This is a genomic window from Herminiimonas sp. Marseille-P9896 (assembly GCF_903993245.1).
Lineage (GTDB): Bacteria > Pseudomonadota > Gammaproteobacteria > Burkholderiales > Burkholderiaceae_D > Oxalicibacterium > Oxalicibacterium contaminans.
This window is the reverse complement of the sequence record NZ_CAJEVT010000001.1, coordinates 661,388-686,289: the sequence shown is the minus strand read 5'-3', so window position 1 is coordinate 686,289 and position 24,902 is coordinate 661,388. Positions and strand designations below refer to the sequence as shown.

The 24,902-nt window shown below is 54.9% G+C and carries 23 protein-coding genes and 1 tRNA gene; 13 read left to right on the top strand and 11 right to left on the bottom strand.

The window, feature by feature from the left end; translation table 11 throughout:
• Positions 1-546 precede the first annotated feature (546 nt).
• From H7U06_RS03340 to H7U06_RS03295, 10 genes are all read left to right on the top strand, one after another.
• Positions 547-3,477 carry a monovalent cation/H+ antiporter subunit A gene (locus tag H7U06_RS03340; protein ID WP_175624766.1) on the top strand — a complete coding sequence of 977 codons (2,931 nt, stop codon included), beginning with the start codon at positions 547-549 and terminating at the stop codon, positions 3,475-3,477.
• Complete coding sequence (locus H7U06_RS03335; RefSeq protein ID WP_124574336.1) at positions 3,477-3,818, top strand: Na+/H+ antiporter subunit C; 342 nt, start codon at positions 3,477-3,479, stop codon at positions 3,816-3,818. Before H7U06_RS03340 ends, H7U06_RS03335 begins: the two co-directional genes overlap by 1 nt.
• Positions 3,818-5,446, top strand: a complete 1,629-nt coding sequence (locus H7U06_RS03330; RefSeq protein WP_175624765.1) for a monovalent cation/H+ antiporter subunit D — start codon at positions 3,818-3,820, stop codon at positions 5,444-5,446. The genes H7U06_RS03335 and H7U06_RS03330 overlap by 1 nt, the downstream gene beginning before the upstream one ends.
• Positions 5,443-5,934: a Na+/H+ antiporter subunit E gene (locus tag H7U06_RS03325; protein ID WP_175624764.1), complete on the top strand. Its 492-nt coding sequence runs from the start codon at positions 5,443-5,445 to the stop codon at positions 5,932-5,934. The genes H7U06_RS03330 and H7U06_RS03325 overlap by 4 nt, the downstream gene beginning before the upstream one ends.
• 11 nt (positions 5,935-5,945) lie before the next feature.
• Positions 5,946-6,224 carry a K+/H+ antiporter subunit F gene (locus H7U06_RS03320; RefSeq protein WP_175624763.1) on the top strand — a complete coding sequence of 93 codons (279 nt, stop codon included), beginning with the start codon at positions 5,946-5,948 and terminating at the stop codon, positions 6,222-6,224.
• Positions 6,221-6,595 (top strand): monovalent cation/H(+) antiporter subunit G, encoded by a 375-nt coding sequence (gene mnhG / locus H7U06_RS03315; RefSeq protein WP_175624762.1) that lies wholly within the window; start codon positions 6,221-6,223, stop codon positions 6,593-6,595. Before H7U06_RS03320 ends, mnhG begins: the two co-directional genes overlap by 4 nt.
• Positions 6,596-6,809: 214 nt before the next feature.
• Entirely contained in the window at positions 6,810-10,214 is a 3,405-nt protein-coding gene (locus H7U06_RS03310; protein ID WP_175624761.1) for a DUF748 domain-containing protein, read from the top strand.
• A gap of 176 nt (positions 10,215-10,390) precedes the next feature.
• Entirely contained in the window at positions 10,391-12,739 is a 2,349-nt protein-coding gene (locus H7U06_RS03305; protein WP_175624760.1) for a Tex family protein, read from the top strand.
• 57 nt (positions 12,740-12,796) lie between these two features.
• Positions 12,797-13,111, top strand: coding sequence for a Grx4 family monothiol glutaredoxin (grxD, locus tag H7U06_RS03300; RefSeq protein ID WP_124574330.1), 315 nt, complete (start codon positions 12,797-12,799; stop codon positions 13,109-13,111).
• A gap of 1 nt (position 13,112) precedes the next feature.
• A complete protein-coding gene (locus tag H7U06_RS03295) occupies positions 13,113-13,718 on the top strand; it encodes a UbiX family flavin prenyltransferase (RefSeq protein WP_175624759.1) in 606 nt (201 codons plus the stop codon).
• Between the two features lie 15 nt (positions 13,719-13,733).
• On the opposite strand, the gene H7U06_RS03290 is transcribed toward H7U06_RS03295, so the two are convergent.
• From H7U06_RS03290 to petA, 7 genes are all read right to left on the bottom strand, one after another.
• Positions 13,734-14,864, bottom strand: coding sequence for a branched-chain amino acid ABC transporter substrate-binding protein (locus tag H7U06_RS03290; RefSeq protein ID WP_175624758.1), 1,131 nt, complete (start codon positions 14,862-14,864; stop codon positions 13,734-13,736).
• 147 nt (positions 14,865-15,011) lie between these two features.
• Positions 15,012-15,087 (bottom strand) — tRNA-Thr (locus H7U06_RS03285).
• A gap of 27 nt (positions 15,088-15,114) precedes the next feature.
• Positions 15,115-15,630 carry a ClpXP protease specificity-enhancing factor gene (locus H7U06_RS03280; protein WP_175624757.1) on the bottom strand — a complete coding sequence of 172 codons (516 nt, stop codon included), beginning with the start codon at positions 15,628-15,630 and terminating at the stop codon, positions 15,115-15,117.
• A 114-nt stretch (positions 15,631-15,744) separates the two neighbouring features.
• Positions 15,745-16,356 (bottom strand): glutathione S-transferase N-terminal domain-containing protein, encoded by a 612-nt coding sequence (locus H7U06_RS03275; RefSeq protein WP_124574326.1) that lies wholly within the window; start codon positions 16,354-16,356, stop codon positions 15,745-15,747.
• 82 nt (positions 16,357-16,438) lie between these two features.
• The gene (locus H7U06_RS03270; protein ID WP_175624756.1) at positions 16,439-17,203 is read right to left on the bottom strand and encodes a cytochrome c1; all 765 of its coding nucleotides are present in this window, start codon (positions 17,201-17,203) and stop codon (positions 16,439-16,441) included.
• A gap of 19 nt (positions 17,204-17,222) precedes the next feature.
• Complete coding sequence (locus H7U06_RS03265) at positions 17,223-18,629, bottom strand: cytochrome bc complex cytochrome b subunit (protein WP_175625200.1); 1,407 nt, start codon at positions 18,627-18,629, stop codon at positions 17,223-17,225.
• Positions 18,629-19,237, bottom strand: a complete 609-nt coding sequence (gene petA / locus H7U06_RS03260; RefSeq protein WP_175624755.1) for a ubiquinol-cytochrome c reductase iron-sulfur subunit — start codon at positions 19,235-19,237, stop codon at positions 18,629-18,631. Before petA ends, H7U06_RS03265 begins: the two co-directional genes overlap by 1 nt.
• A 276-nt stretch (positions 19,238-19,513) precedes the next feature.
• Here petA and mscL point away from each other — a divergent pair, with 276 nt between their 5' ends.
• On the top strand, positions 19,514-19,933 hold the full coding sequence (mscL, locus tag H7U06_RS03255) for a large conductance mechanosensitive channel protein MscL (protein ID WP_303049229.1): 420 nt from the start codon (positions 19,514-19,516) through the stop codon (positions 19,931-19,933).
• 62 nt (positions 19,934-19,995) lie between these two features.
• On the opposite strand, the gene H7U06_RS03250 is transcribed toward mscL, so the two are convergent.
• The gene (locus tag H7U06_RS03250) at positions 19,996-20,703 is read right to left on the bottom strand and encodes a response regulator transcription factor (RefSeq protein WP_175624753.1); all 708 of its coding nucleotides are present in this window, start codon (positions 20,701-20,703) and stop codon (positions 19,996-19,998) included.
• A 151-nt stretch (positions 20,704-20,854) separates the two neighbouring features.
• The gene (locus H7U06_RS03245) at positions 20,855-21,622 is read right to left on the bottom strand and encodes a Nif3-like dinuclear metal center hexameric protein (RefSeq protein WP_175624752.1); all 768 of its coding nucleotides are present in this window, start codon (positions 21,620-21,622) and stop codon (positions 20,855-20,857) included.
• 14 nt (positions 21,623-21,636) lie between these two features.
• Between H7U06_RS03245 and H7U06_RS03240 the strand changes: the two genes are divergently transcribed.
• Positions 21,637-22,809 carry a Do family serine endopeptidase gene (locus H7U06_RS03240; RefSeq protein ID WP_175624751.1) on the top strand — a complete coding sequence of 391 codons (1,173 nt, stop codon included), beginning with the start codon at positions 21,637-21,639 and terminating at the stop codon, positions 22,807-22,809.
• A 17-nt stretch (positions 22,810-22,826) separates the two neighbouring features.
• A complete protein-coding gene (locus H7U06_RS03235) occupies positions 22,827-23,489 on the top strand; it encodes a DUF2461 domain-containing protein (protein ID WP_175624750.1) in 663 nt (220 codons plus the stop codon).
• A gap of 41 nt (positions 23,490-23,530) precedes the next feature.
• Here the strand turns inward: H7U06_RS03235 and tatC are convergent, their stop codons facing one another.
• Together tatC and tatB are read right to left on the bottom strand one after the other, a co-directional pair.
• Positions 23,531-24,277, bottom strand: coding sequence for a twin-arginine translocase subunit TatC (gene tatC, locus H7U06_RS03230; RefSeq protein ID WP_230089541.1), 747 nt, complete (start codon positions 24,275-24,277; stop codon positions 23,531-23,533).
• A 97-nt stretch (positions 24,278-24,374) separates the two neighbouring features.
• Positions 24,375-24,887: a Sec-independent protein translocase protein TatB gene (gene tatB / locus H7U06_RS03225; RefSeq protein ID WP_175624748.1), complete on the bottom strand. Its 513-nt coding sequence runs from the start codon at positions 24,885-24,887 to the stop codon at positions 24,375-24,377.
• Between the last annotated feature and the right edge of the window lie 15 nt (positions 24,888-24,902).

Here is a 24,902-nt window from a genome sequence, read left to right as displayed (position 1 = left end):
GACGGGCTGAAAAAATCGGCAACAGGATTTTATAAGCAGTGCGCAACATGCGCGCGCACGGTTTAGACATGCTGACCTCCGGTCAGTACCAGATGGGCCAATGGCGACCATCCGTCGGTACAACGCCATGTGTATCCAGATACGTTCAGGATGTTCAAGGAAGAAATACAAGCTGCACTTGCCCGCTCTAAGCGCGCGAGGCTAAGCCGGCGGTGTGCGCTGCAATAGCAGGCAGGAATTTTGCTAAAGCAGCAAGTACGCGATGCCTTTCTTGTGCATTGAATTTTGATAAGTCCGTCTTCTATATAGATCTCGCGGCAAGGTGCAGGCTGAAAATGAAAGTTTCAATTTCCGCTTGATGCCCCCTGCCGCTCATTCTCACGCCAGGGTGACATATCAACCTGCGCAACAGAATGACGGGCTGAGACACTGATTTTTATCAAATATAAAGGAATACACATCTATGACATACACATCCTGAACTCATCCGGTCGACGGTCGCTGATGTAACCCGACTCGCCATTTCTCCTGATTGTTTTCCTGCGCATGTATAGACTTATTCCAGAATCCTTACTGTTACTCTCCCTCGTCATCGTTCCCTTCATAGGCTGCGTAATCGCCGCCTGTATGCCTGCAAATGCGCGCAACCGCGAATCCTTGCTGGCTGGCGGTGTCGCCCTGTATGGCCTGTTGGTCTCTGCATTCCTATATCAAGAAGTCGGCTCCGGTGAAATCGTGCGTTACCAGGCAGCGTGGCTGCCTATGCAAGGCGTGGATTTTGCACTCAGGATGGATGGGCTGGCGTGGTTGTTTGTCATGCTGGTGCTGGGTGTCGGTTTGCTGGTGGTGCTGTATGCGCGTTATTACATGTCACCGGAAGATCCGGTCCCGCGTTTCTTCGCCTTCCTGCTCGCCTTCATGGGCTCAATGCTGGGCGTGGTCCTCTCCGGCAACCTGATCCAGCTGGTCGTATTCTGGGAACTGACCAGCCTCACCTCGTTCTTGCTCATCGGTTACTGGCATCATCGTATCGACGCCCGACGCGGCGCGCGTATGGCATTTACCGTCACCGCCGCCGGTGGCCTGTGCCTGCTGTGCGGCGTACTGATCCTCGGCCACATCGTCGGCAGCTACGATATGGATACCGTGTTGGCAGCGGGCGACAAAATCCGCGCCCATCACTGGTATGTCGCCGCCCTGGTATTGGTCGCGCTGGGCGCATTGACCAAGAGCGCACAATTTCCGTTCCACTTCTGGTTGCCGCACGCTATGGCGGCACCAACCCCGGTTTCGTCCTACCTGCACTCGGCCACCATGGTGAAAGCCGGTGTATTCCTGCTGATCCGTTTCTGGCCTGCGCTGTCCGGCACCGAAGAATGGACCTGGCTGATCGCCGGCGCTGGCGTATGTACTTTGCTGATCGGTTCCTTCATCGCGATTTTCCAGCATGACCTGAAAGGTTTGCTGGCTTACTCCACCATCAGTCATCTAGGCCTGATCACCGTGTTGCTGGGCATAGGCTCGCCACTGGGCGTGGTCGCAGCCATTTTCCACACGCTGAATCATGCGATTTTTAAAGCTTCGCTCTTTATGGCGGCGGGCATCATCGATCATGAAACCGGCACCCGTGACATGCGCGTACTGCGCGGCCTGCGCCATGCAATTCCGATCACGGCAACGCTGGCGATCGTGGCCAGTGCTTCGATGGCGGGCGTCCCCTTGCTCAACGGTTTCCTGTCCAAGGAAATGTTCTTCGCCGAAACCCTGCATGTGGGTGGCACCGAAAACTGGTGGATGTCGTATGCGGCGGTGGCCATGGGTATTTTCAGCGTCGCTTATTCGCTGCGTTTCATCAGCGTCTTCTTCGGCCAATTACCGAAGGACTTGCCCAAGACACCGCACGAACCGCCACGCTGGATGCGCTTCCCGGTGGAATTCCTCGTATTGCTGTGCCTGATCGTCGGCATCATTCCTGGCCTCAGCGTCAAACCGTTCCTCAATAGCGCCGTGGTTTCCGTACTGGGTGTGCAAACACCTGAATACGATCTCGGCATGTGGCATGGCTTCAACCTGCCGCTGCTGATGAGCTTCATCGCGCTCGCGGGCGGCATCGTGTTCTACATCATCCTGCGTCGCTACTTCTACCTCGCATCGCGTGAAAACGTACCTATCCTGCACCGCCTGAGCGGTGCACAAGCGTATGAATCGACCATGTTGCGTATCTCAGCTGGCGCTGCACTGCTGGTGAAATGGCTGGGCACACGTCGCTTGCAACCACAACTCTTCCTGATGATGGTGGCAATGATAGGTGTACCGCTGCTGATGGTGCGACCATTGCCGGTACTGAATGCAGCTTCGTTTGCGAATGTTGATCCGCTGTTTGCGCTGATGTGGGTTATCGGTTGCGTCTGTGCGCTCGCGGGTGCATGGCAGGCGAAGTATCACCGACTGGCTGCATTGATCCTGGTCGGTGGCACCGGCGTAGTCGTCAGCATGACCTTCCTGTGGTTGTCGGCACCGGATCTGGCACTGACACAGATGATGGTGGAAACCGTCACCGCCGTCCTGATCCTGCTCGGTCTGCGCTGGCTGCCACGTCGTCTGGTACCGCGTGAATTGAATATGCAAATCCCGCGTACGGTCTGGCTGCGTCGTTCCCGAGATTTGATCCTGGCCATCATCGGCGGTGTCAGCATCGCGGCGGTCAGCTATGCGGTCCTGACGCACCCGCAACCGTCCAGCATCGGTGACTTCTTCCTGCTGCGCGCGCTGTCCGAAGGTGGTGGCTCGAACGTGGTGAACGTCTTGCTGGTGGACTTCCGCGGCTTCGATACCATGGGTGAAATCACCGTGCTCGCCATTGTGGCGCTGACGGTCTACGCGCTGCTGCGTCGTTTCCGTCCGGCTCCGGAAAGCATGGCGCCACCGGAACAGCAAATCAGCAATATTGACCTGGCCGCACGTCAAACCCCGGCCGAACAAGTCGAAGTCGGCTACCTGATGGTGCCTGGCGTCTACCTGCGCTTCCTGCTGCCGTTCATGGCGATGATCGTGGTGTACTTCTTCATGCGCGGCCATAACCTGCCCGGCGGCGGCTTTGTCGCAGGCCTGATCTTCGCGGTCGCCATCATCGTGCAATACATGCTGGCCGGTACCACCTGGGTCGAAACGCATTTGCACCTGCGCCCACTGCGCTGGCTATCGTTCGGTCTGGTCACCGCCTGCTTCACTGGCCTCGGTGCCTTCCTGCTCGGCTATCCGTTCCTGACGAGCCACACTGCACATCTGCATTTGCCTGTACTCGGTGAAATTCATGTCCCGAGTGCCTTCTTCTTTGACCTCGGCGTATTCGTCGTCGTGGTCGGTGCCACCATGCTGATCCTGGTTGCGCTGGCCCACCAATCGATACGTAGTCGTCGTCCGCAACAAGGTAGCGCTGCCGAAGCAGCTACCACCAACAAGCGAGGGATCGTCTGATGGAAATTGTTATCTCTCTCGCCATCGGTGTTCTGTTTGGCTCCGGCATCTGGCTGATCCTGCGTCCGCGTAGTTTCCAGGTGTTGACCGGCCTGATGCTGATGTCTTATGCAGTCAATCTCTTCATCTTCATCATGGGTCGCCTGTGGGTGAATCGCCCACCGCTGACCCTGGGTGACGCCATTCCTGATCCGGCGCAGTTCACTGATCCGGTGCCGCAGGCACTGGTGCTGACTGCGATCGTGATCGGCTTTGCTACCACGGCTCTGTACCTGGTTGTCATGATCGGTTCGCGCGGCCTGACCGGCACCGATCACGTAGACGGCGAGGAGACCGATTGATGAAGCTGGAGTGGATACAACATTTGATCGTCCTGCCGGTACTGTTGCCGCTGCTGTGCGGTGCGCTGCTGATACTGGTGAATGAAAGCCGACATCAATTCAAGTTCTTCGTGAACCTGACTTCGGTCTTGCTGCAACTCGCACTTGCCATCGTACTGATCCGGCTGACCGACAACGGCGACTGGATGGATGGCATAGGTGTCTACCTGGCCGCCAATTGGTCAGCTCCTTTCGGTATCGCGCTGGTCGCGGATCGCCTGGCGGCAATGATGCTCTTGCTGACGGCAATCCTCGCAACTGCTGCCTTGCTGTATTCGATGATGCGCTGGAGCCGTATCGGCGTGCATTTCCACACCCTGTTCCAATTCCTGCTGATGGGGATTAACGGTGCATTCCTGACACACGATCTGTTCAATCTGTTCGTGTTCTTCGAAGTCATGCTGGCCGCTTCCTACGGTCTGGTACTGCACGGCTACAACACGGCACGCATACGCGCTGGCATGCAATACATCGCCATCAACCTGGCAGCCTCGCTGTTGTTCCTGATCGGTGTCGCGCTGATCTACGCCAGCACCGGCACGCTGAACATGGCCGATCTCGCCGCACGCATACCGCAGGTCGATGCAAATGATCTGGTGTTCCTGAAGATAGGTGTCGCGGTACTCGCCATCGCCTTCCTCGTGAAGAGCGCAATGTGGCCACTCGGTTTCTGGCTGCCAACGACTTACTCCGCAGCCTCGCCACCAGTCGCTGCGATGCTGGTGCTGATGACCAAAGTAGGTGCTTACGTCATCCTGCGTTTGTGGTTACTGATCTTCTCGCCGGACGCCGGTGCGGTAGCAGGTTATGGCTATGATGCGCTGTTGTGGGGCGGCATGGCGACCATCGTCTTTGGCGCGGCAGGCATGCTCGCCAGCGAAGGACTTGGTCGCATGGCCGGTTACGGCGCGATCGTGTCATCCGGCACCTTGCTGGCAGTGATCGGCTACGGCCAGGCCTCGCTGGTAACGGCGGGTCTGTATTACCTGCTCGGCTCGACCATGGCGATGGCGGCTTTTGTCTTGCTGATTGAACTGGTGGAACGCATCCGTTCGCCCGGCGCCAACATGCTGGCACTGACGATGGAAGCGTTTGCGATTGAAGAGAAGCCGGAAGAAACCGCCGGTGTCGGCATCCCGGGTGCACTGGCTTTTCTCGGCCTCGCTTTTGCAGGTTGCGCACTGATCATTGCCGGTTTGCCGCCACTGTCCGGCTTCGTTGCTAAATTCGGTTTGTTCCATGCGCTGCTGCATCCGGACGCCAGCAACATCCTCATCAGCTCGACCACCTGGGCCCTGATGACGCTGATCGTACTGTCCGGCCTCGCAGCAATTATTTCGCTGATGCGCTTTGGCGTACGTACTTTCTGGGCCTCCGGCGCGATTGCTTCGCCACGCCTGCACTTGAGTGAAGTCCTGCCTATCAGCGCACTGCTCCTGCTGTGCGTGATCCTGACGGTACAAGCCGGGCCGGTATTCGCTTACCTGGAACGCACCAGCAATGATTTGCATAAACCATCGCAATATATAGACCGGGTTATTTCCGAGCCTGCGGTGCCGAATGCTTCTGTTTCCGGAGGTCGCCCATGAAGCGCTGGCTACCCTCACCGCTGATGTCCTGCATCTTGTTCCTGTTCTGGCTGCTGCTGAATGAAAGCCTGGAAGCATCGACGCTGCTGCTGGGCGCGATCCTTGCGATCGTCATCCCGGTCCTGACACAGCCTTTGCAACCGCTGGGCTTCCCACGCATTTCCAAGCCGTTGACCTTGTTCCGTTTGCTCGGCATGGCGCTGATCGAAATCGTGCGCTCCTGTATCAACGTGAGCCGCCTGATTTTGTTCACACCGCGTAACAAACTGAATTCGCAATTCATACGCATCCCGCTGGATATCCGTAATCCTTACGGCCTCGCGCTGCTGTCCTGCCTGATCAATTCGACGCCGGGTACAGTCTGGGTAGAGATCTTGCCGGACACCCATGAGCTCGCGCTGCACGTGTTCGACTTGCACGACGAACAGTGGTGGATAGATACCATCAAGACGCAGTATGAGCGTCCGCTGATAGAAGTTTTTGAATAGGAGAATATGACATGACGCTATTGCTGGAACTGTCGGTCAAGTTCGCCTTCCTCTGCATCATCCTGGCGATGCTGTGCTGCACGATACGCTTGCTGATAGGCCCGACCGCGCATGACCGCGTGCTTGCGCTGGACACTTTGTGGATGTGCGCGATGTTGCTGGCCCTGGTGCTGGGCATACGCTTCGGCGACCTGATTTACTTTGAAGCGGCGATGATGATAGCCCTGCTGGGCTTTGTCTCGACCATCGCCCTGACCAAATTCCTGATGCGCGGGGAGATCATAGAATGAGCGGATTTGAAACCTTGCCAGCCTGGGCCGCACTGCCGGTGGCGATATTGCTGATCGTAGGCGGCGCTGTCATCCTGATCGGCGCACTCGGCCTGCTGCGCCTGCCCAGCTTTTACCAACGCATACATGGCCCAGCCATTACGGTGACGCTGGGCGCTGGCTGCCTGTTGCTGGCGTCCATGCTGTACTTCACCGTGCTGCAATCGCGCCTGGTGATCCATGAACTGATCATCTCTGCCTTCATCCTGATGACGGCACCGGTGGTCGCCATGCTCATCATGCGCGCCGCCGTCTACCGCGACCTGCGCGCGGGCAAGCGCAATGCCGGAGCCGATGCCGGAGCGGTCTACACCTTCCCGGAAAAAGAGTAAGTCCTCCCGCCCGGGTGCGCACTGCACCCGGCGACCCGCCTCCTTTGCTGCTTTACAGTTGTCAATACCCAGTGTTAACGCGGTTTTAACGCCGTTTTGGCAGCACCTCGGCGTTTGCATAAACTCACATAATTACGTATTCAAATCAGCAACATTGCTCTACGGCCGCTGGTAGAATTAACTCACCCTCACTCCCGGCTTATGCTGAACTCCCATGGCTAACCTACGCACTGAGCAGCTGACGCAATCCGTTCGCAAATTCTCGGGCAAACCCGCCGTGCGACGAACCCTGATCGGTTTGCTTGCATTCATCGTCCTGCTTGGCCTGTTCGGCTTCTTTGCGTTGCCAGGCATCATCAAGTCGCAGGCAGAACAAATCATTACGGAAAAGCTGCACCGCCAGACCACTATCGGCAAGGTCGAGGTCAATCCGTATGCGATGCGACTGACCATCCATGACATGAAATTGATGGAGCCGGAAGGCGACGTCACCTTCGCCAGCTTTGAAAAGCTGATGGTCAATGTTTCGTACAAATCATTGCTGCGCTTTGCACCTGTCATCGAACAAGTCCAGCTCAACACACCGTATGTGCATCTGGTACGCAAGGATGCCACCAGCACCAACATCGATGACATCATCGAACTGATCAACAGCCAGCCACCGTCACCGGAACCAGCTCGCTTCTCGGCCTTCAATATCGAAATCGACAAAGGACATATCGAGCTCGACGACAAGACCGCGCAAACCAAACATGAAATCACCGACCTGAAACTGGGCGTACCGTTCATCTCGTCGCTGCCATCGCAGGTCGAAGTCTTTGTCGAGCCTCTGCTGAGCGCCAACGTCAACGGCTCCCCCCTGCTGATCAAAGGTAAAGCACATCCGTTTGCCGATCCGGTGAATGCCGTGGTCGACCTTAACCTGGACGATGTAGACCTGAGCGATTACCTGAAATACGTACCCGGCACGCCGCACTTCAAACTGCCAAGCGCCAAGCTCGATGTGCACCTGACCGCCGATTTCCGCCAGGAAAAAGAAAAAGCCCCGGCCCTGCTGATCAGCGGCAACATCAAACTGAAAGCACTGCAGCTCAACGATCAAAACGACAAATCGATAGTGAAACTGCCGGAACTGGCAGTCACGCTGAATGAAGCCAAGGTACTGAGCGAACGCTTTGAAATCGCCAAACTGGAAATCAATGGCGTGGAAGCGGACATCACACGCAATGCGAATGGCCAGTTCAATTTCGACAATCTGCTGACACCACCGACACCGTCCAAAACTGCAGCAGCGAATAAACCTGCCGCCGCTCCTGCCGCACCAGTTCCTGCACCTGCAGAGCCAGTCGCAAAAACAGCCGACAGTGCACCGCCAGCAGACTCGACCACCGCAGCCGCACCGACCAAAGCAGCAAGCAAAGCACCCGCAGCCTTTACCCTGGCATTGGGCGAACTTGCGATCAACAACGCCGCGCTGCGCTATAGCGACACACAAGGCGAACGCCCGGTGAACGCCAGCATAGAAAAATTCAATCTGGCCGTCAGCAAGGTCGAAGTCGATACCGGCAAGAAAGCCGTCACAGTCGAGGAAGTGTCATCCAACCAGGCTGGCTTTGATTTGCAACAAGGCAAACCACGCAGCAATGCAGCGCCTGCGAAGAAAGCCACCAGTAGCGAGAGCCCGGCCAAAGCAGCAAGCAAAACCAACGATGCGCCGTACACGGTAGATATCAACAAGATCGCCATCAGCAATTGGTCGGCACGCCTGGAAGATCGCAGCCTGCCAAAAGCAGCGGTCACCACTATCGATCCTCTGACCCTGTCGCTGCAAAATCTTTCGACCAAAGCCAATACACGCGGCCAACTGGACCTGAAAGCATCCGTCAACAAGAACGGACAGCTGGCAGTCAACGGCAGCGTAGGCATGACACCTTTGCACACCGATCTCGCGCTCGACTTCAAGAGCGTGGACATCATGCAGCTGCAGCCTTACTTCACCGACCAGGTCAACATCCTGCTGACCCGCGCCGATGTATCCGGCAAGGGCAAGCTGCAGATCGATCAGGGTAAAGGCGATGCACTGATAGGCGGCTTCAAGGGTGACCTGACCGTAGGTAACCTCGCCACCATCGACAAGCTGAGCAGCAACGACTTTCTGCGCTGGAAATCGCTCTACTTCGGCGGCATGGATGTACGTCTCGCACCATTTGCGCTGAGCATAGACCAGGTCTCGCTGAGTGACTTCTTCGCGCGTATCATCATCGACCCGACCGGCCGTATCAATCTGCAAGACGTCAAACGCAGTGAGACCGTCGGACAGAAAAGCGTGACTGAGGAAGCCAAACCAGCGACGCCGAATCCGCCGGTAGCTTCGTCCAAAACGGTCGTATTGCCGCCACCGACCAAAGCGGCCAGCGACATCCCGCCGATCAAGATTAAAAAACTGACGCTGCAAGGCGGACAGATACGCTTTACCGATAACTTCATCAAACCGAACTACACCGCCAACCTGATGAAATTCGGTGGCACCGTCAGTGGCTTGTCGTCGGATCCGAATAGCAATGCGAATGTCGACCTGAAAGGCCAGGTCAACAGCGCACCGCTCGCCATCGCCGGTAGCGTCAATCCACTGAAAGGTGATTTGACACTAGACCTGAAGGCGGAAGTGCACGGCATGGAACTGGCACCGCTCTCGCCTTATTCAGGCCGCTACATCGGTTACGGCATCGAGAAAGGCAAGCTGTCCTTTGAAGTCGCCTACAAGATACAGGACCGCGTCCTGAGCGCGCAGAATCGCCTGATCCTGGAACAGCTAACACTCGGCAACAAAGTGGAGAACTCGACCGCAGGCGACCTGCCGGTTAACTTTGCGCTGGCCTTGCTGCGTGATCGCAACGGCGTGATCGACATCAATCTGCCTATCGGCGGCTCGCTCGACGATCCGCAATTCTCGATAGGTGGCATCATCGTCAAGGTCATCGTCAACCTGATTACCAAAGCGGTGACCGCGCCATTCGCGCTGATCGGCTCACTGTTCGGTGGTGGCGAAGAACTCTCCAACCTGGAGTTCGCAGCAGGTCGCTCGACTATCGATGACACGGGTGAAACCAAACTCAAGAGCATGGCGAAGATGCTGACCGATCGCCCTGCACTGAAACTCGAAATCACCGGCCGCAGCGATCCTGAGACTGATCGTGAAGGCTTGAAACAGGCATCGATAGATCGCAAAGTGCGCGCCTTGAAACTGAAAGATATGGTGTCGCGCGGACAATCAGGCGACCTCGATAGCCTGACGATTACACCGCAGGAATATCCGGCCTTGCTGAAACGCGTCTACAGTGCGGAAAAATTCCCGAAACCGCGCAATATGATCGGTCTGCAAAAAGATTTGCCAGTCGAAGAAATGGAAAAACTGATGGTGACTAATACCACCGTCAGCGACGATGACCTGACTGCATTGGCGAATCGTCGCGCGCAAGTGGTCAAGGACTGGCTGCTGCAAAACGGCAAAGTCCCGGAAGACCGCCTCTTCATCCTGGCCTCCAAGTCCGGTGCTGGTGCGGCGAAAGAAGGAACTGCCAGCGCCAAGGCCAGCCGCGTTGATTTTTCCTTGAAGTAAATTCCAACCGCGCCTGCGATGCTGCATCGGCATCGCAGGCATTCCACCGCAACAGTTGCAAGAGAGAAAACATCCGGCTATACGCGGATATTTTTCTCTGCTGTCAAGACTGGCGCATTCGCATTTATTGCGTATCATCTACCGCTCGTTGCACTTATTTTTCATTCTGATCATTCATGCTGCCTTCAATCGAACAACGTCTCGCCGTCGAACTCGTCGCCAAACCCAACCAAATCGCTGCTGCTGTCGCCCTGCTGGATGAAGGCGCGACCGTCCCGTTTATCGCCCGCTACCGCAAGGAAGTGACCGGCGGCCTGGACGATACGCAATTGCGCCTGCTGGAAGAGCGCCTGCGCTATCTGCGTGAACTCGAAGACCGTCGCGCCGCCATCGTCGCCTCGATCGAAGAGCAAAAGAAAATGACACCGGCCTTGCTCGAAGCGATCATGCACGCAGAGGACAAAACCCGCCTCGAAGACTTATACCTGCCGTACAAACAAAAGCGTCGTACCAAAGCACAAATCGCAGTCGAAGCCGGACTCACGCCGCTGGCCGATGCGCTGCTGGAAAACCCGGCGCTGAATCCGGAAGAAGAAGCCGCCAAATACCTGAAGCCCGCCTTCACCGTAGACGGCGTGGAGAATCCGGGTGTGGCGGATACCAAAGCCGCACTCGATGGCGCCCGTCAAATCCTGATGGAGCGCTTCGCGGAAGACGCGACCTTGCTGCAAGCATTGCGTGAATATCTGACCGAACACGGCATCGTCGAATCCAAAGTGGTGGAAGGCAAGGAAGACGCAGGCGCGAAATTCGCCGATTACTTCGATTACTCGGAAACCATAGGCACCATCCCGTCGCACCGCGCACTGGCAATGTTCCGCGGCCGCCGCGAAGAGATGCTGAACGTTAACCTGCGTCTCGACAGCGAAGAAGAAAAACCGAAATGGGATGCACCGCATAACCCATGCGAAGGTCGTATCGCATCGCGCTTCGGCATCAGCAACCAGGGTCGTCCGGCGGACAAATGGTTGTTCGATACCGTACGCTGGACCTGGCGCGTCAAAGTCTTCATGCATCTGGAAACAGAGCTGATGACCAATCTGCGCGAAAAAGCGGAAGTCGAAGCGATCAATGTCTTTGCACTGAACCTGAAAGCCTTGTTGCTGGCTGCACCAGCCGGACCACGCGCCACCATGGGACTGGACCCGGGCTTGCGTACCGGCGTCAAGGTTGCAGTTGTTGACGCGACCGGCAAGGTAGTCGATACCGCCACCGTTTATCCGCATCAACCGCGTAATGACTGGGATGGCACGCTGCACACGCTGGCACAGCTGGCAGAGAAACACAAAGTCGCACTGATCTCCATCGGCAACGGTACTGCTTCGCGCGAAACCGACAAGCTGGCGCAAGACCTGATCAAAATGCGCCCGGAACTGAAACTGACCAAGATCGTTGTGTCGGAAGCAGGCGCATCGGTGTACTCGGCATCCGAATTCGCTTCGCGCGAATTGCCGGATATGGACGTCTCCATCCGTGGCGCGGTCTCCATCGCACGCCGTTTACAGGATCCATTGGCTGAATTGGTAAAGATCGATCCAAAATCCATCGGCGTCGGTCAATACCAGCATGATGTCGGCCAATCCCAATTGGCACGCTCGCTGGACGCTGTAGTCGAGGATTGCGTGAATGCGGTGGGCGTCGATGTCAACACCGCGTCTGCACCACTGCTGGCGCGTGTATCCGGCCTGAATAACAGCGTTGCGCAAAGCATAGTCAGCTATCGCGACATGAAAGGCATGTTCACTTCACGTGCCGACCTGCGCGCGGTACCGCGCCTGGGCGACAAGACCTTTGAACAGGCAGCAGGCTTCCTGCGCGTCATGTCCGGCGAGAATCCACTGGATGCATCGGCAGTCCACCCTGAATCCTATCCGCTGGTGGAAAAAATCCTGGCTGATATCAAAAAGGATGTGAAAAGCATCATCGGCGATGAAAAAGTCTTGAAATCGCTGAGCCCGGCCAAGTACGCAGATGAAAAATTCGGTATCCCGACCATCACCGACATCCTGAAAGAACTGGAAAAACCAGGCCGCGATCCGCGTCCGGAATTCACCACCGCGACCTTCAAGGATGGCGTCGAAGAAATCAAGGATTTGCGTCCGGACATGATCCTCGAAGGCGTGGTCACCAACGTCGCCGCCTTTGGCGCATTTGTTGACATCGGTGTACATCAGGATGGTCTGGTGCATATTTCCGCCCTGTCCAACACCTTCGTCAAAGACCCGCACACCGTGGTCAAGGCCGGACAAGTTGTTAAAGTGAAAGTACTGGAAGTCGATGAAAAGCGTAAACGTATCGCTTTGACAATGCGTTTATCAGACTCGGCACCAGTCGCTGGCAGCAAACCGGAGCAGCGCGGCGACCGTAATGACAGCCGTCGCCTCTCGCAGCACCAGAACCAGCAGAGCCGCCAACCGGAGACCGGCAGCGCGATGGCGGCAGCATTCGCCAAACTGAAGGGATAAGCAGCAAGTTTTCCCGGATTTTCTTATAATGGCGCATTAACCCTAAGTGAGGCAGCAATGAGCGACGACGTACAATCCTGGATCAAGGAAACCGTAACCCAAAATCCAGTCGTTTTATTCATGAAAGGCACAGCACAATTCCCACAGTGCGGCTTTTCCGGCAAGGCAATTCAATTGCTGAAAGAAAGTGGCGTGCAGGATCTGGTCACGGTCAACGTGCTGGACGATGCTGAAGTCCGCCAGGGCATCAAGGACTTCTCGAATTGGCCTACCGTACCTCAGCTGTACGTCAAAGGTGAATTCATCGGCGGCTCCGACATCATGAATGAGATGTTTGAATCCGGCGAACTGCAAACATTGCTGAAAGCCTGATGTGACAGCGTCTGCTGACGCTGCTCCGACGCAGCATCGGAAGCGATTAATCATCGCCATCACCGGTGCCACCGGCGTTATCTACGGCATACGCCTGCTGCAAGTACTACGCGATATCGCAAGTGTGGAAACACACTTGCTGATATCCGAAGCAGGTGTGCTGAATCTCCACCAAGAACTTGATATGAAGCGCAAGGATGTCGAAGCGCTGGCTGATGTCGTGCATAACGTGCGCGATGTAGGCGCAGCGATCGCGAGCGGTTCATTTCAATCCGACGGCATGATCATTGCGCCCTGCTCGATGAAAACGCTGGCGGCAGTGGCACACGGCTTTTCCGACAATCTGATTTCACGCGCTGCTGATGTAGTGCTGAAGGAACGTCGCCGCCTGGTGCTGATGGTGCGTGAAACACCGTTCAATCTCGCGCATCTGCGCAATATGACAGCTGTCACCGAAATGGGCGGCGTCATCTTCCCGCCGCTACCCGGCTTTTATCACCGCCCTGCTTCGATCGCAGAGATGGTCGACCACACCACAGGTCGCGTACTGGATTTGTTTGATATCCAGCACAGCCTGACGCCGCGCTGGAATGGCTTGAAAGACTAAGTCCGTTTTACCGGCTTACTTGGCCAGGCGTCGCTTGCCATCTTGGTAGGTGTAGATAGAAATTGTCGGATTCTTGATCTCGCCGCGCTGGTCGAACTGCACGTTAGACATCACCCCCGCAAAATGCACCTTGGCCATCGCAGGCAGATACTTCTGTGGCTCTGTGCTGTTGGCAGCTTGCATCGCTTTGGCGACTGCCAGTACCGCGTCATACGAGTACGGGCCATGCATCTGGAACTGGCCCGGGAATTTATCGTCATAGCGCTTCTTCCACGCACGGCTGGCCGCAGTACGATCCAGTGCGATGCCGCTATGCGCACACACCAGGTTGTCTTGTATCTTCATGCCTTCGGTGCGCTGTTCCATGCCCTGCGTACAGATACCGTCACCACCAATGAACTTCTGTCGCGTCAGACCCAGCTGCTCCATTTGTCGCAACATGGCACTGCCTTGCGGGTCCATGCCGCCAAAGAAAACACCATCCGGATTACGTCCCTTGATCGCAGTCAGGATGGCACTGAAGTCGACCGCCTTGTCGTTGGTGTATTGCTGGGTAACGACGGTCACCGATGTATTGCGCAAGGCGGCCCGGAATGCATCGGCCAAGCCCTGGCCATAAGCGCTGCGATCATCAACCACGGCGATCGTCTTCAGCTTCAGCACATTCACCGTATAAGCAGCGAGCGCCTGTGCCAGCGTGCTGTCATTCGCCAGCATGCGGAAAGTGGTGTTGTAAGCGGACTTGGTCAGCTCGGGGCTGGTGGCAGATGGCGACAGATTAGGCAAGCCGCACTGATGGTAAATCCGCGCAGCCGGTATCGCGGTGCCGGAGTTGGTATGGCCTATCACTGCATTCACATGCAAATCACAAAAGCGCTGCGCGACAGCCGCACCCTGCTTCGGATCAGCAGCATCATCTTCCGACAGCAATTCAAACCGTAGTTGCTTGCCACCGACCACGATTTTCTTTTCGTTCAATTCATCGACGGCCAGGCGCGCGCCGTTCTGGCTATCCTTGCCGTAAAAAGCTTGCGGGCCAGTCAGCGGTGCGGCCAGACCGATTTTGACGGTCTGCACTTCCTGCGCCTGGACCAGCGCAGCAGCGGAGAACAACAAGGGAGCAATGAAGAATGAACTTGATTTCATGAGCACTGAAGAAAAGGATGAAATGAATAGCCCCCATTCTAGCCGCAGATAGTGCCGGGACTGAACCATGCAAAACGACTGAGCATGGATGAAAAGCGAACATATAAGAAAAAACCCCTCATAGCGAGGCTATAAGGGGTTTTTATTTGGTGCCGACTGCCGGTTTCGAACTGGCCACCTGATGATTACAAATCAACTGCTCTACCAAATGAGCTAAGTCGGCTAAACTTTTGCAGAGCAGTATTATACTCTATTTGATGCGTGTGAGGGTAGGTCTTCCACCTTTTTTCGGTGGATCCGGTACATCGTCGTTACCATCACCACTTGCATCATGGTCTTCGTGCTTGTGCGGCGCTGTCGGAACCGAGGTTAAGGCAGGCGCAGTATGGGCTGGCGCTGCATCTTCCACAGTTGTATCTTCGACTTCTTCGTCAGCTTCTTCCGCACCAGCCTTGTTGGTGGCTTCAAATGCCATGCCCTGCCCGTTCTCACGCGCATAGATGGCCACCACATTATCAACAGGAACCGTGATATCGCGGGAGACGCCGCCGAAACGGGCGCTGAAGCGGATCAAATCATTTTCCATCTTCAGGCCACTGGTGGCGCTGAAGCTGATGTTCAGAACGATCTCGCCGTTCTTGACGAATTCCATCGGGACCCGTGTGGCACCGTCTACGACGGCAGCCATGTAAGGGGTATAGCCGTTATCAGTACACCATTCGTAAATGGCGCGCAGCAAATAAGGTTTGGTTGAAGTTTCAGACATGATGGCGATCAGCTCTACACGGCTAAAAAGTGTGCCACGAAACCCCGGCGATGTCGTTGATTGAAACATAAGGTTTCATACAAGGACACGACCGGAACCCCATAGCGCAGTTTTTTAACGGCGCATGACCTTTTCAGAAGGCGTCAATGCTTCGATATAGGCAGGACGCGAGAAGATGCGTTCAGCGTATTTCATCAGCGGTGCAGCGGTTTTCGACAACTCGATGCCGTAATGATCCAGACGCCACAACAACGGAGCAATCGCTACGTCCAGCATCGAGAATTCATCGCCCAGCATGTATTTGTTCTTCAGGAACAATGGAGCCAGCGTGGTCAGGCGGTCACGGATTTCATTCCGTGCTTTTTCCTGAACCTTTTCACCGCTGCGACCTTTGTCGTTTTCCAGCGTGTGTACGTGGATGAACAATTCTTTTTCAAAATTGAAGAGCATCAGACGCGCACGTGCGCGCATCAACGGATCAGCCGGCATCAATTGCGGATGCGGGAAGCGTTCGTCGATGTATTCGTTGATGATGTTTGACTCATACAAAATGAGGTCACGCTCAACCAGGATAGGTACCTGGCCGTACGGATTCATGGTCGAAATATCTTCCGGCTTGTTAAACAAATCTACATCGCGGACTTCAAAGTCCATGCCTTTTTCAAACAGAACCAGACGGCAACGTTGAGAGAATGGGCAGGTTGTACCCGAATAGAGAACCATCATTTTTATAGTTCCTTAGAAACAAAAGGGTGAGACGTTTTACGGCTCACCCTAAAACAAACCCCGCAAACTGCGGGCAAGAAAATTACTTGATATCTTTCCAATAGGAAGCATTCAAGCGCCAGGTGATTACTATGAATACACCCAGGAACAGCAATACCCAAACGCCCAGGCGTTTACGGGTATTTTGCGCCGGTTCGGCCATCCAGGTCATGAATGACACCAAATCGGCAACAGCTTTGTCGTACTCCAGCGGGGTCATGAGACCAGGAGTAACTTGTTCAAAGCCAGCAAACTTGTGCACGACCTTGCTAGCGTCATGCGGATCTTTCTCTTCGACAAACTTGGCGTCGCGGATACCTTGCAGTTCCCACAACACATGCGGCATGCCGACGTTAGGGAAGACCATATTGTTCCAGCCAGTCGCCCGGGTGTCGTCTTTATAGTACGAACGCAGGTAAGTATACAACCAGTCGGGACCACTGCCTGCACCGGATGCTTTGGCACGGGCGATGACGGACAAGTCTGGCGGAACTGCACCGAACCAGTTTTTCGCATCTTTCGGTGCCATCGCGATGGTCATCATGCCGCCGACCTTGTCCGATGTGAACAGCAGGTTGTTCTTGATCTGCTCTTCGGTCAGGCCGAGGTCTTGCAACTTGTTATAACGCAGCGACGAAGCAGCGTGGCAGCTCAGGCAGTAGTTCACGAACAGGCGTGCGCCGTTTTGCAGGGCTGCCAGGTCTTTGGTACGGTCAGGCGCATGATCCAGCGGGAAATTACTTTCAGCAGCCAGCACCAGGCCTGGCAACAGCACCAGAGACGCAATCAGTTTTTTCAGCAATGTCATGATTCTGTTATCCCTTGGCTTAGTGCGGATGGAAAACAACACGATCCGGTACAGGCTTGAAGGTACCCATAGCACTCCACCAAGGCATCAGCAAGAAGAAGCCAAAGTAGATGAAGGTACCGACCTGTGCGATTGCAGTACCGATTGCGGTCGGCGGCTGCACACCCAGATAACCGAGAACGACAAAAACGAAGCAAAACAGCATGTACACGTATTTGTGCCAGCTAGGACGATAACGGATCGATTTGACCGGCGACACATCCAGCCATGGCAGGCCAAACATGATCATGACGGACACACCCATCAACACCACACCCCAGAACTTCGCATCAAAGATGAACATGCCTGCGATCGCTACCAGACCAACCACTGCAGCAGCGATCTTGAACTTGCTGGCCAGACGGGTCTTGAGGATGATCAGCGCGACATAAGCCGCGACACCTGCTGCCAGCCAGATCATGAAGTCCGAAGTGGTTGCACGCAGAATCGAATAGAACGGCGTGAAGTACCAGACCGGCGCAATGTGCGGTGGCGTTTTCAGCGGATCAGCTGGAATAAAGTTGTTGTACTCGAGGAAGTAGCCACCCATTTCCGGCGCGAAGAACACCACAGCGGTGAACACGAACAGGAAGATGGTCACGATGAAAATATCGTGTACCGAGTAGTAAGGATGGAAAGGAATGCCGTCGAGTGGCACACCTTTTTCATCTACTTTTTCCTTGATCTCAACGCCGTCCGGATTGCTCGAACCTACTTCGTGCAAGGCAACGATGTGCGCTACCACCAGACCGATCAGGACCAGCGGGATCGCAATCACGTGGAATGCAAAGAAGCGGTTCAGCGTAGCGTCGGAAACCACGTAATCGCCACGGATCCACAGCGACAGGTCAGGGCCGATGAAAGGAATCGCGCCGAACAGGTTGACGATAACTTGCGCGCCCCAGTACGACATTTGGCCCCATGGCAGCAGGTAGCCAAAGAAGGCTTCCGCCATCAGGCACAGGAAAATCGCGACGCCGAACAACCAGACCAGTTCACGCGGTTTGCGATACGAACCGTACAACAGGCCACGCAGCATGTGGATGTAAACCACGACGAAGAATGCCGAAGCGCCGGTCGAGTGCATGTAGCGCACCAGCCAGCCCCAAGGCACATCGCGCATGATGTATTCCACCGAAGCAAACGCCAGGTTTGCGTCCGGTTTGTAATGCATGACGAGGAAAATACCGGTCACGATCTGGATCACCAGCACCAGCAGTGCGAGCGAGCCAAAAACGTAGAGGAAATTGAAATTCTTAGGAGCGTAATATTCGGAGAGATGGGCTTTCCAGGTCGATGACAGCGGAAAACGGGCATCTACCCAGTTCAGTGCCTTGTCAGCGATAGGTGCATCGGCAGGAAGCTGCTTTTCGTGGAATGCCATGATTACGCCTCGCCTTTCTCATCTTTACCGATGACCAGTTTGGTGTCGCCTTCGAACATATATGGCGGAACCTGCAGGTTGTCTGGCGATGGTTTATTTTTATAAACACGACCGGCCAGATCGAAGGTCGAGCCATGGCATGGACACAGGAAGCCGCCGTGCCAGTCGTCAGGCAACGATGGCTGGGCACCGGTCTGGAATTTGGCAGTCGGGGAGCAACCCAGGTGAGGACAGATACCAACTACGACCAACAGGTCTTTTTGACGGGAGCGCCATTCATTCATGGCGTATTCCGGGGTCGTAGAGAATTGCGTACGGGAAGACGAAGGATCGGCAAGTTCATTATCTGACTTGCCCAGAGCAGCGACCTGCTCTGGTGTGCGCTTCAAAATCCAGACTGGATTGCCGCGCCATTCGACGGTTTTCATCTCGCCCGGAACGAGGCTAGAAATATCGACTTCGACAGGCGCACCAGCGGCTTTTGCGCGCTCCGATGGCTGAAACGTAGAGACTAATACTCCAGTTGTGGCTAAGCCAGCTACGCCACCCGCCGCACATGTGGCGACGAGCAAGCCTCGCCGACCGGAATCGACCTGCTTTTCGTTACTCATACCAACCCCAATCAGTCAAAATGCGAAATCTGTACGAAACTTCTAGCAACCTTAGATTATAACGGAGCCAACGTTTGTTTTAAAGCAAATAGCATGCTTCAAGATAATTTTGCGGAACTTTTGAGCAATACGGCAACATGTAATTATTTTATTTGGGACGCATTATCCATCGAAATTGACAAAATTTGAGGAAATTTAATTTGACGTTTTTTGCGCCTAAATCTAGGATACGTTGGCGCATTGCATTTTTACAAACAAGTTAAACGGAGGATTGCCATGGGCATGATGCAGGAATTTAAGGAATTTGCGGTCAAGGGAAATGTGGTCGATTTAGCGGTCGCCGTCATTATTGGCGCGGCTTTCGGCAAGATCGTCGATTCGCTGGTACAGGATGTCATCATGCCGGTCGTCGGCAAGGTTTTCGGCGGTCTGGACTTCAGCAATTACTATATTGCGCTGAATAATCAGGACCCCAACCTGACACTGGTCGAGGCAAAAAAACTGGGCGCGGTCCTCGCCTACGGCAATTTCATCACAATTGCGCTTAATTTCATCATATTGGCCTTCATCATTTTCCAAATGGTGCGCTTGTTGAACAAACTGAAAAGAACCGAACCAGCTGCGCCGGAACCGGAAGCAGCCACTCCGGAAGATATCGTGCTGTTGCGTGAAATCCGCGACTCACTGAAAAAATAAACAAAAAGGCCGCTGATTCAGCGGCCTTTTTTATTTGTTGCAACGAATCCCGCTGCAAATTTTCAACGTTTGGATTTCAATTGATCCATCTGCAATAAACCACGGCGATTCGCTTCGTACACCGCTTCGCCACGCGAGTGCACCGATAATTTATCGTAGATGTTTTTGATATGGGTCTGTATGGTGCCGACCGACAACGAGAGTTGTCGCGCCACTTCACCGTAGCTGTCACCACGCGCGATCAAATCCAGGATAGTCGATTCGCGTTTGGTCAGCGCCACTTGCTCGGCCGCATCTTCAGCCGCCGCCGCATCAACCGATCGCTTGCCATCACGTATGCGCCCCAACACCTTGCGCGCTATCGAAGGACTCATCGGGGAACCGCCGGCATGCAGGTCCAGCAAGGCACTGACGATATCAAGGCGATCTGCATCTTTCAACACATAACCGGAGGCACCCGCTTCTATGCTGTCGAGTACATTATCCTGATCACTGGACGTGGTGATGACCATGATGTTGCACGCAGGATGGCGGTGCGCGCAATAACGAATGATGTCGATGCCGGAGCCATCCGGCAAACCCAGATCGACCAGCAAGAGTTCTACCGACTGCTGTTCCAGCCAGCCCAATGCGGATTTCACATCACTGAGTGCAGCCAGCAATTTCAGTGACGGCTCCTTCTCGATTGCAAGACCCAAGGTACGACGCGTAAGCGCGTCATCCTCGACAACTAGGACTGTAATCGGCCCATCGGCTACCGGTTCCTGCATTGATCCGTACTCCTCTCCGTGCCCGACACGCGAACAAAAACGCGCCTGTATTTTTTGCCAATATTTGTAGTTATACCATAGACACAAATTGCCATGCAGCATGATTACGCAAGACATGCATATATGTCTGTAACCATGTTCTGAAAATGCATCAGACTGGATTATCTATATCGACGAAATGGTGCGTTATGCCAAACGTATTTGCGATGTGCGCACCCAAAGCCTGCACACCATAGCGTTCAGTTGCATGATGCCCGCAGGCAAGATAAGCGACGCCACTTTCGCGCGCCAAATGTACGGTGGGTTCAGAAATTTCACCACTCAGATAAACCTGCGCACCGGCAGCGATCGCATCACCGAGGTAGCCCTGCGCGGCACCGGTACACCAGCCGATTGCGCCCAGCTTCTGCGCCGGATCGCCTATCAGCAAAGGCTTGCGCTGCAAACGTTTTTCTATTTCCAGCGCCAGTTCACCAACTGTAGTCACGGCAGGATTCGCGCTCTTGCCCAGCCATCCAAGGTCATCTTCGGCAAAACGTGATTCGGCTTGCAGCCCGAGGCGGGCAGCCAGTTGCGCGTTATTACCAAACTCGGCATGCATATCCAGCGGCAGGTGATAGGCAAATAAATTTACATCATGCGTCAGCAATGTTTTCAGGCGTTGATGCTTTTGCCCGATCACGCGCATGTCTTCGCCGCGCCAGAAATAACCGTGATGCACGAGAATGGCATCTGCACCTTTTTCTACCGCTGCCTGCAACAAGGCCATGCTGGCGGTGACGCCAGTAACCAGTGTTTTGATTTGCTTGCGCCCTTCGACTTGCAAGCCGTTTGGGCAAAAATCTCGAAAACGGGTAATATCAAGCGTTCTCGCTAGATATTTGGCTAGTTCATCCCTATCTATCGTTCCCTGACCCATTTTTCCTACCTTTTATGCGACGTCTTTGGCTGTTGTTTGCGCAAACCGTAACCGTCGGTTTGGCAATTTTATTCATTGTAACGACCTTGAAGCCTGAATGGGCGAGCGGCGTACTGAGCGGCACGCAAAAGGTGCGCAGCTCAACCTCGGTTTCCATGCTGGAAGCGCCACCGAATACCGCACCGACACAAGGTTCATTCCGCGATGCAGCCAAGCTGGCGATGCCATCGGTCGTCAATATTTTCACCAGCAAAACCGCCACGCCATCGCAAAATCCTTTCATGGATGATCCGTTCTTCCGGAAGTTTTTCGGCGATCGCTTCGATGAACAACAGGAAAAACAAGTCAGCCTCGGCTCCGGCGTCATCGTCAGCGCTGAAGGTTACATCCTCACCAATAACCATGTAGTGGAAGCAGCGGATGAGATCGAAGTTGCGCTGACAGATGGCCGCAAAGCCATTGCCAAGGTAGTCGGCTCCGATCCTGAAACCGATCTGGCTGTCATCAAAATCAATCTGGACAACCTGCCTGCGATCACGCTGGGACGTGTTGAAGAAGCACGCGTTGGCGACGTTGTACTGGCTATCGGCAATCCTTTCGGCGTCGGCCAGACCGTCACCATGGGCATTATCTCGGCACTGGGACGTAACCACCTCGGCATCCTGGATGCATTCGAAAACTTCATCCAGACCGATGCCGCGATTAATCCGGGCAATTCCGGCGGCGCCTTGATCGATGCCAACGGCAACCTGCTGGGTATCAATACCGCAATCTATTCCCGTAGCGGCGGCTCGCTCGGTATCGGCTTCGCGATTCCGGTGACAACCGTCAAATCCGTGATGGATGGCATTATCAAAAACGGCCACGTGGTACGTGGTTACATCGGTGTCGAACCACAAGACATCACGCCAGAACTGGCTGAGAGCTTCGGCCTGAAGAAAAGTACAGGCGCCATCATCGCCGGCGTATTGAAAGGCGGCCCGGCCGATAAGGCAGGTATGCAACCTGGCGATATCCTGGTATCGGTCGAAGGCAAAAACATCACTGATATGGCCGACATGCTGAACCAGATCGCACAACTGTCACCTGGCACCAAGGCCAAGGTAGTGGTCTTGCGCCGCAACCAGGAAACCAATCTGAACATCACAGTCGGCAAGCGTCCACGTGCAGCACAACGCTCCGAGTAAGCACAGGCAAGACAACCATGCATATACGCGATCTCACCCAATTCCTGGCCGAGCTGGCCGAGAACAATAATCGTGCATGGTTCGTCATGAACAAACCGCGCTACGACATCCTGCGCGCTGAATTCCTGGAACTGGTGACAAAGTTGATCGCAGATCTCGGCAAGTTTGATCCTGCGGTTGCTGGCTGCAATCCGAAGAAAGCACTGTTTCGCATTAACCGCGATATGCGCTTTTCCAAAGAAAAGATTCCGTACAAAACGCATTTCTCGGCTGCGATTAATGCCAGCGGCTTGAAAAGACCGCATCAGGGTGGCGGCCCGACTTACTACTTCCACATCAACGAAACCGGCACCCTGCTGATAGCAGCCGGTGAATGGATGCCGCCACCGGAACGCCTGCGCGCGATCCGCCAGCACGTGATAGACGATGCTGCGGGCTTTACCAAACTGTTGAAGAACAAGAAGTTGAAAGAGACTTACGGCGAGTTACAAGAGGAAGGAAAGCTGAGCCGACCACCGAAAGGCTTTGATGCGGATGTTCCGCACCTCGAATACATCAAGCTGAAGAACTTCATCGTCTGGCACGAGCTGGACGTCAGGAAAGTGGCCGATCTTGGGAAAATGCTGGCGTCCGACTTCAAGGATGCTTACCCGCTGGTGACCTGGCTACGCCAGGCGTAAGCACCACAGCAAGCGCAGGCTGAGTGCCTGCGCGTCAGTTCTTAAATCGATTCGGATTCTTTCGGCGCCTGCGTAATACGGACGAACATCGGCGCCAGCAACAAACCCACCTCGTACAGCAGACACAGCGGCACTGCCAGCAGCAACTGGCTCATGACGTCAGGCGGCGTAACAATCGCTGCGATCACAAAGGCACCGACGATCACATAAGGGCGGATTTGCTTCAGCTTCTCGACCGAGACCAGCCCCATACGCACCAGCACAATCACGATCACCGGCACTTCAAAGGTCAGGCCAAAGGCGATGAACATGGTCATCACAAAGCCGAAGTAGCTATCAATATCCGGCGCGACCGAAATCGATTTAGGCGCGAAGTTATTGATGAAGTGGAAGATCACACCGAATACAAAGAAGTAGCAAAACGCCACACCGACCACGAACAGCGCCGACGACGAGATAACCAGCGGTGCGATCAGCTTCTTTTCATGCGTATACAGGCCAGGCGCGATGAATGCCCACAATTGGTACAGTACCCATGGCAGCGACAGCAGGAAGGCCACCAGCATGGTCACCTTGACCGGAATCAGGAACGGCGTGATAACACCTGTTGCGATCATCTTGCTGCCTTCCGGCAGCGCCAGCATCATGGGACGTGCCAGAACGTCATAGATGTCGCCAGCCCAGGGCATCAGGCACAGGAATATCACGATGACTACCAGCGAGGCTTTCATCAGCCTGCTGCGCAGCTCGATCAGATGCGAAATGAATGAGTCTTCGGTACCGGTCATGTTCTTTTCTTCATTCATTATGGCGTGACGGTATTCATCTCAGGTATCCGGGGAGGCAGTTCAAACACTGCACTGTGCTGCGCACCCGCTCCGGTCATCAATGAAAAAAAGGCGAGGATTTACGGGCATGCGCAGGCGTATGTTTCGCCATACGGGCCGCACCGGAAATAACGCGCGATTTTTGGCCGCTTTGACGCTTGTACCAGGACGGAATCGCCGAGGTATGTGCGAGTTTCTTTTTGCGGAAGGTTTTGGATTTGGCCGCGGCCTCATCGTAGGTCGGCGGCTCCATCAGCGGATTGAGCTCCACATCGGCTGAAGATGCGACGTCGTCCCATGCCGAATTCAGCGAACTCTCGGCTTGCGATACACCCTGCGAAATCGACCGTTCGACATCGCTGGCAGCAGACTGCACCTCCTGGTGCATCTTGCGCAACTCGTCGAGCTCCATCTCGCGGCTCACTTCGGATTTGACGTCATTGATATAACGCTGCGCACGGCCGAACAAAGTACCGGCCATGCGTGCCACTTTCGGCAATTTTTCCGGGCCGATGAAAACCAGTGCCGCAACACCAATGATCGCGAGCTTGGAGAAGGCGATATCGATCATATGATTAGCGATAGG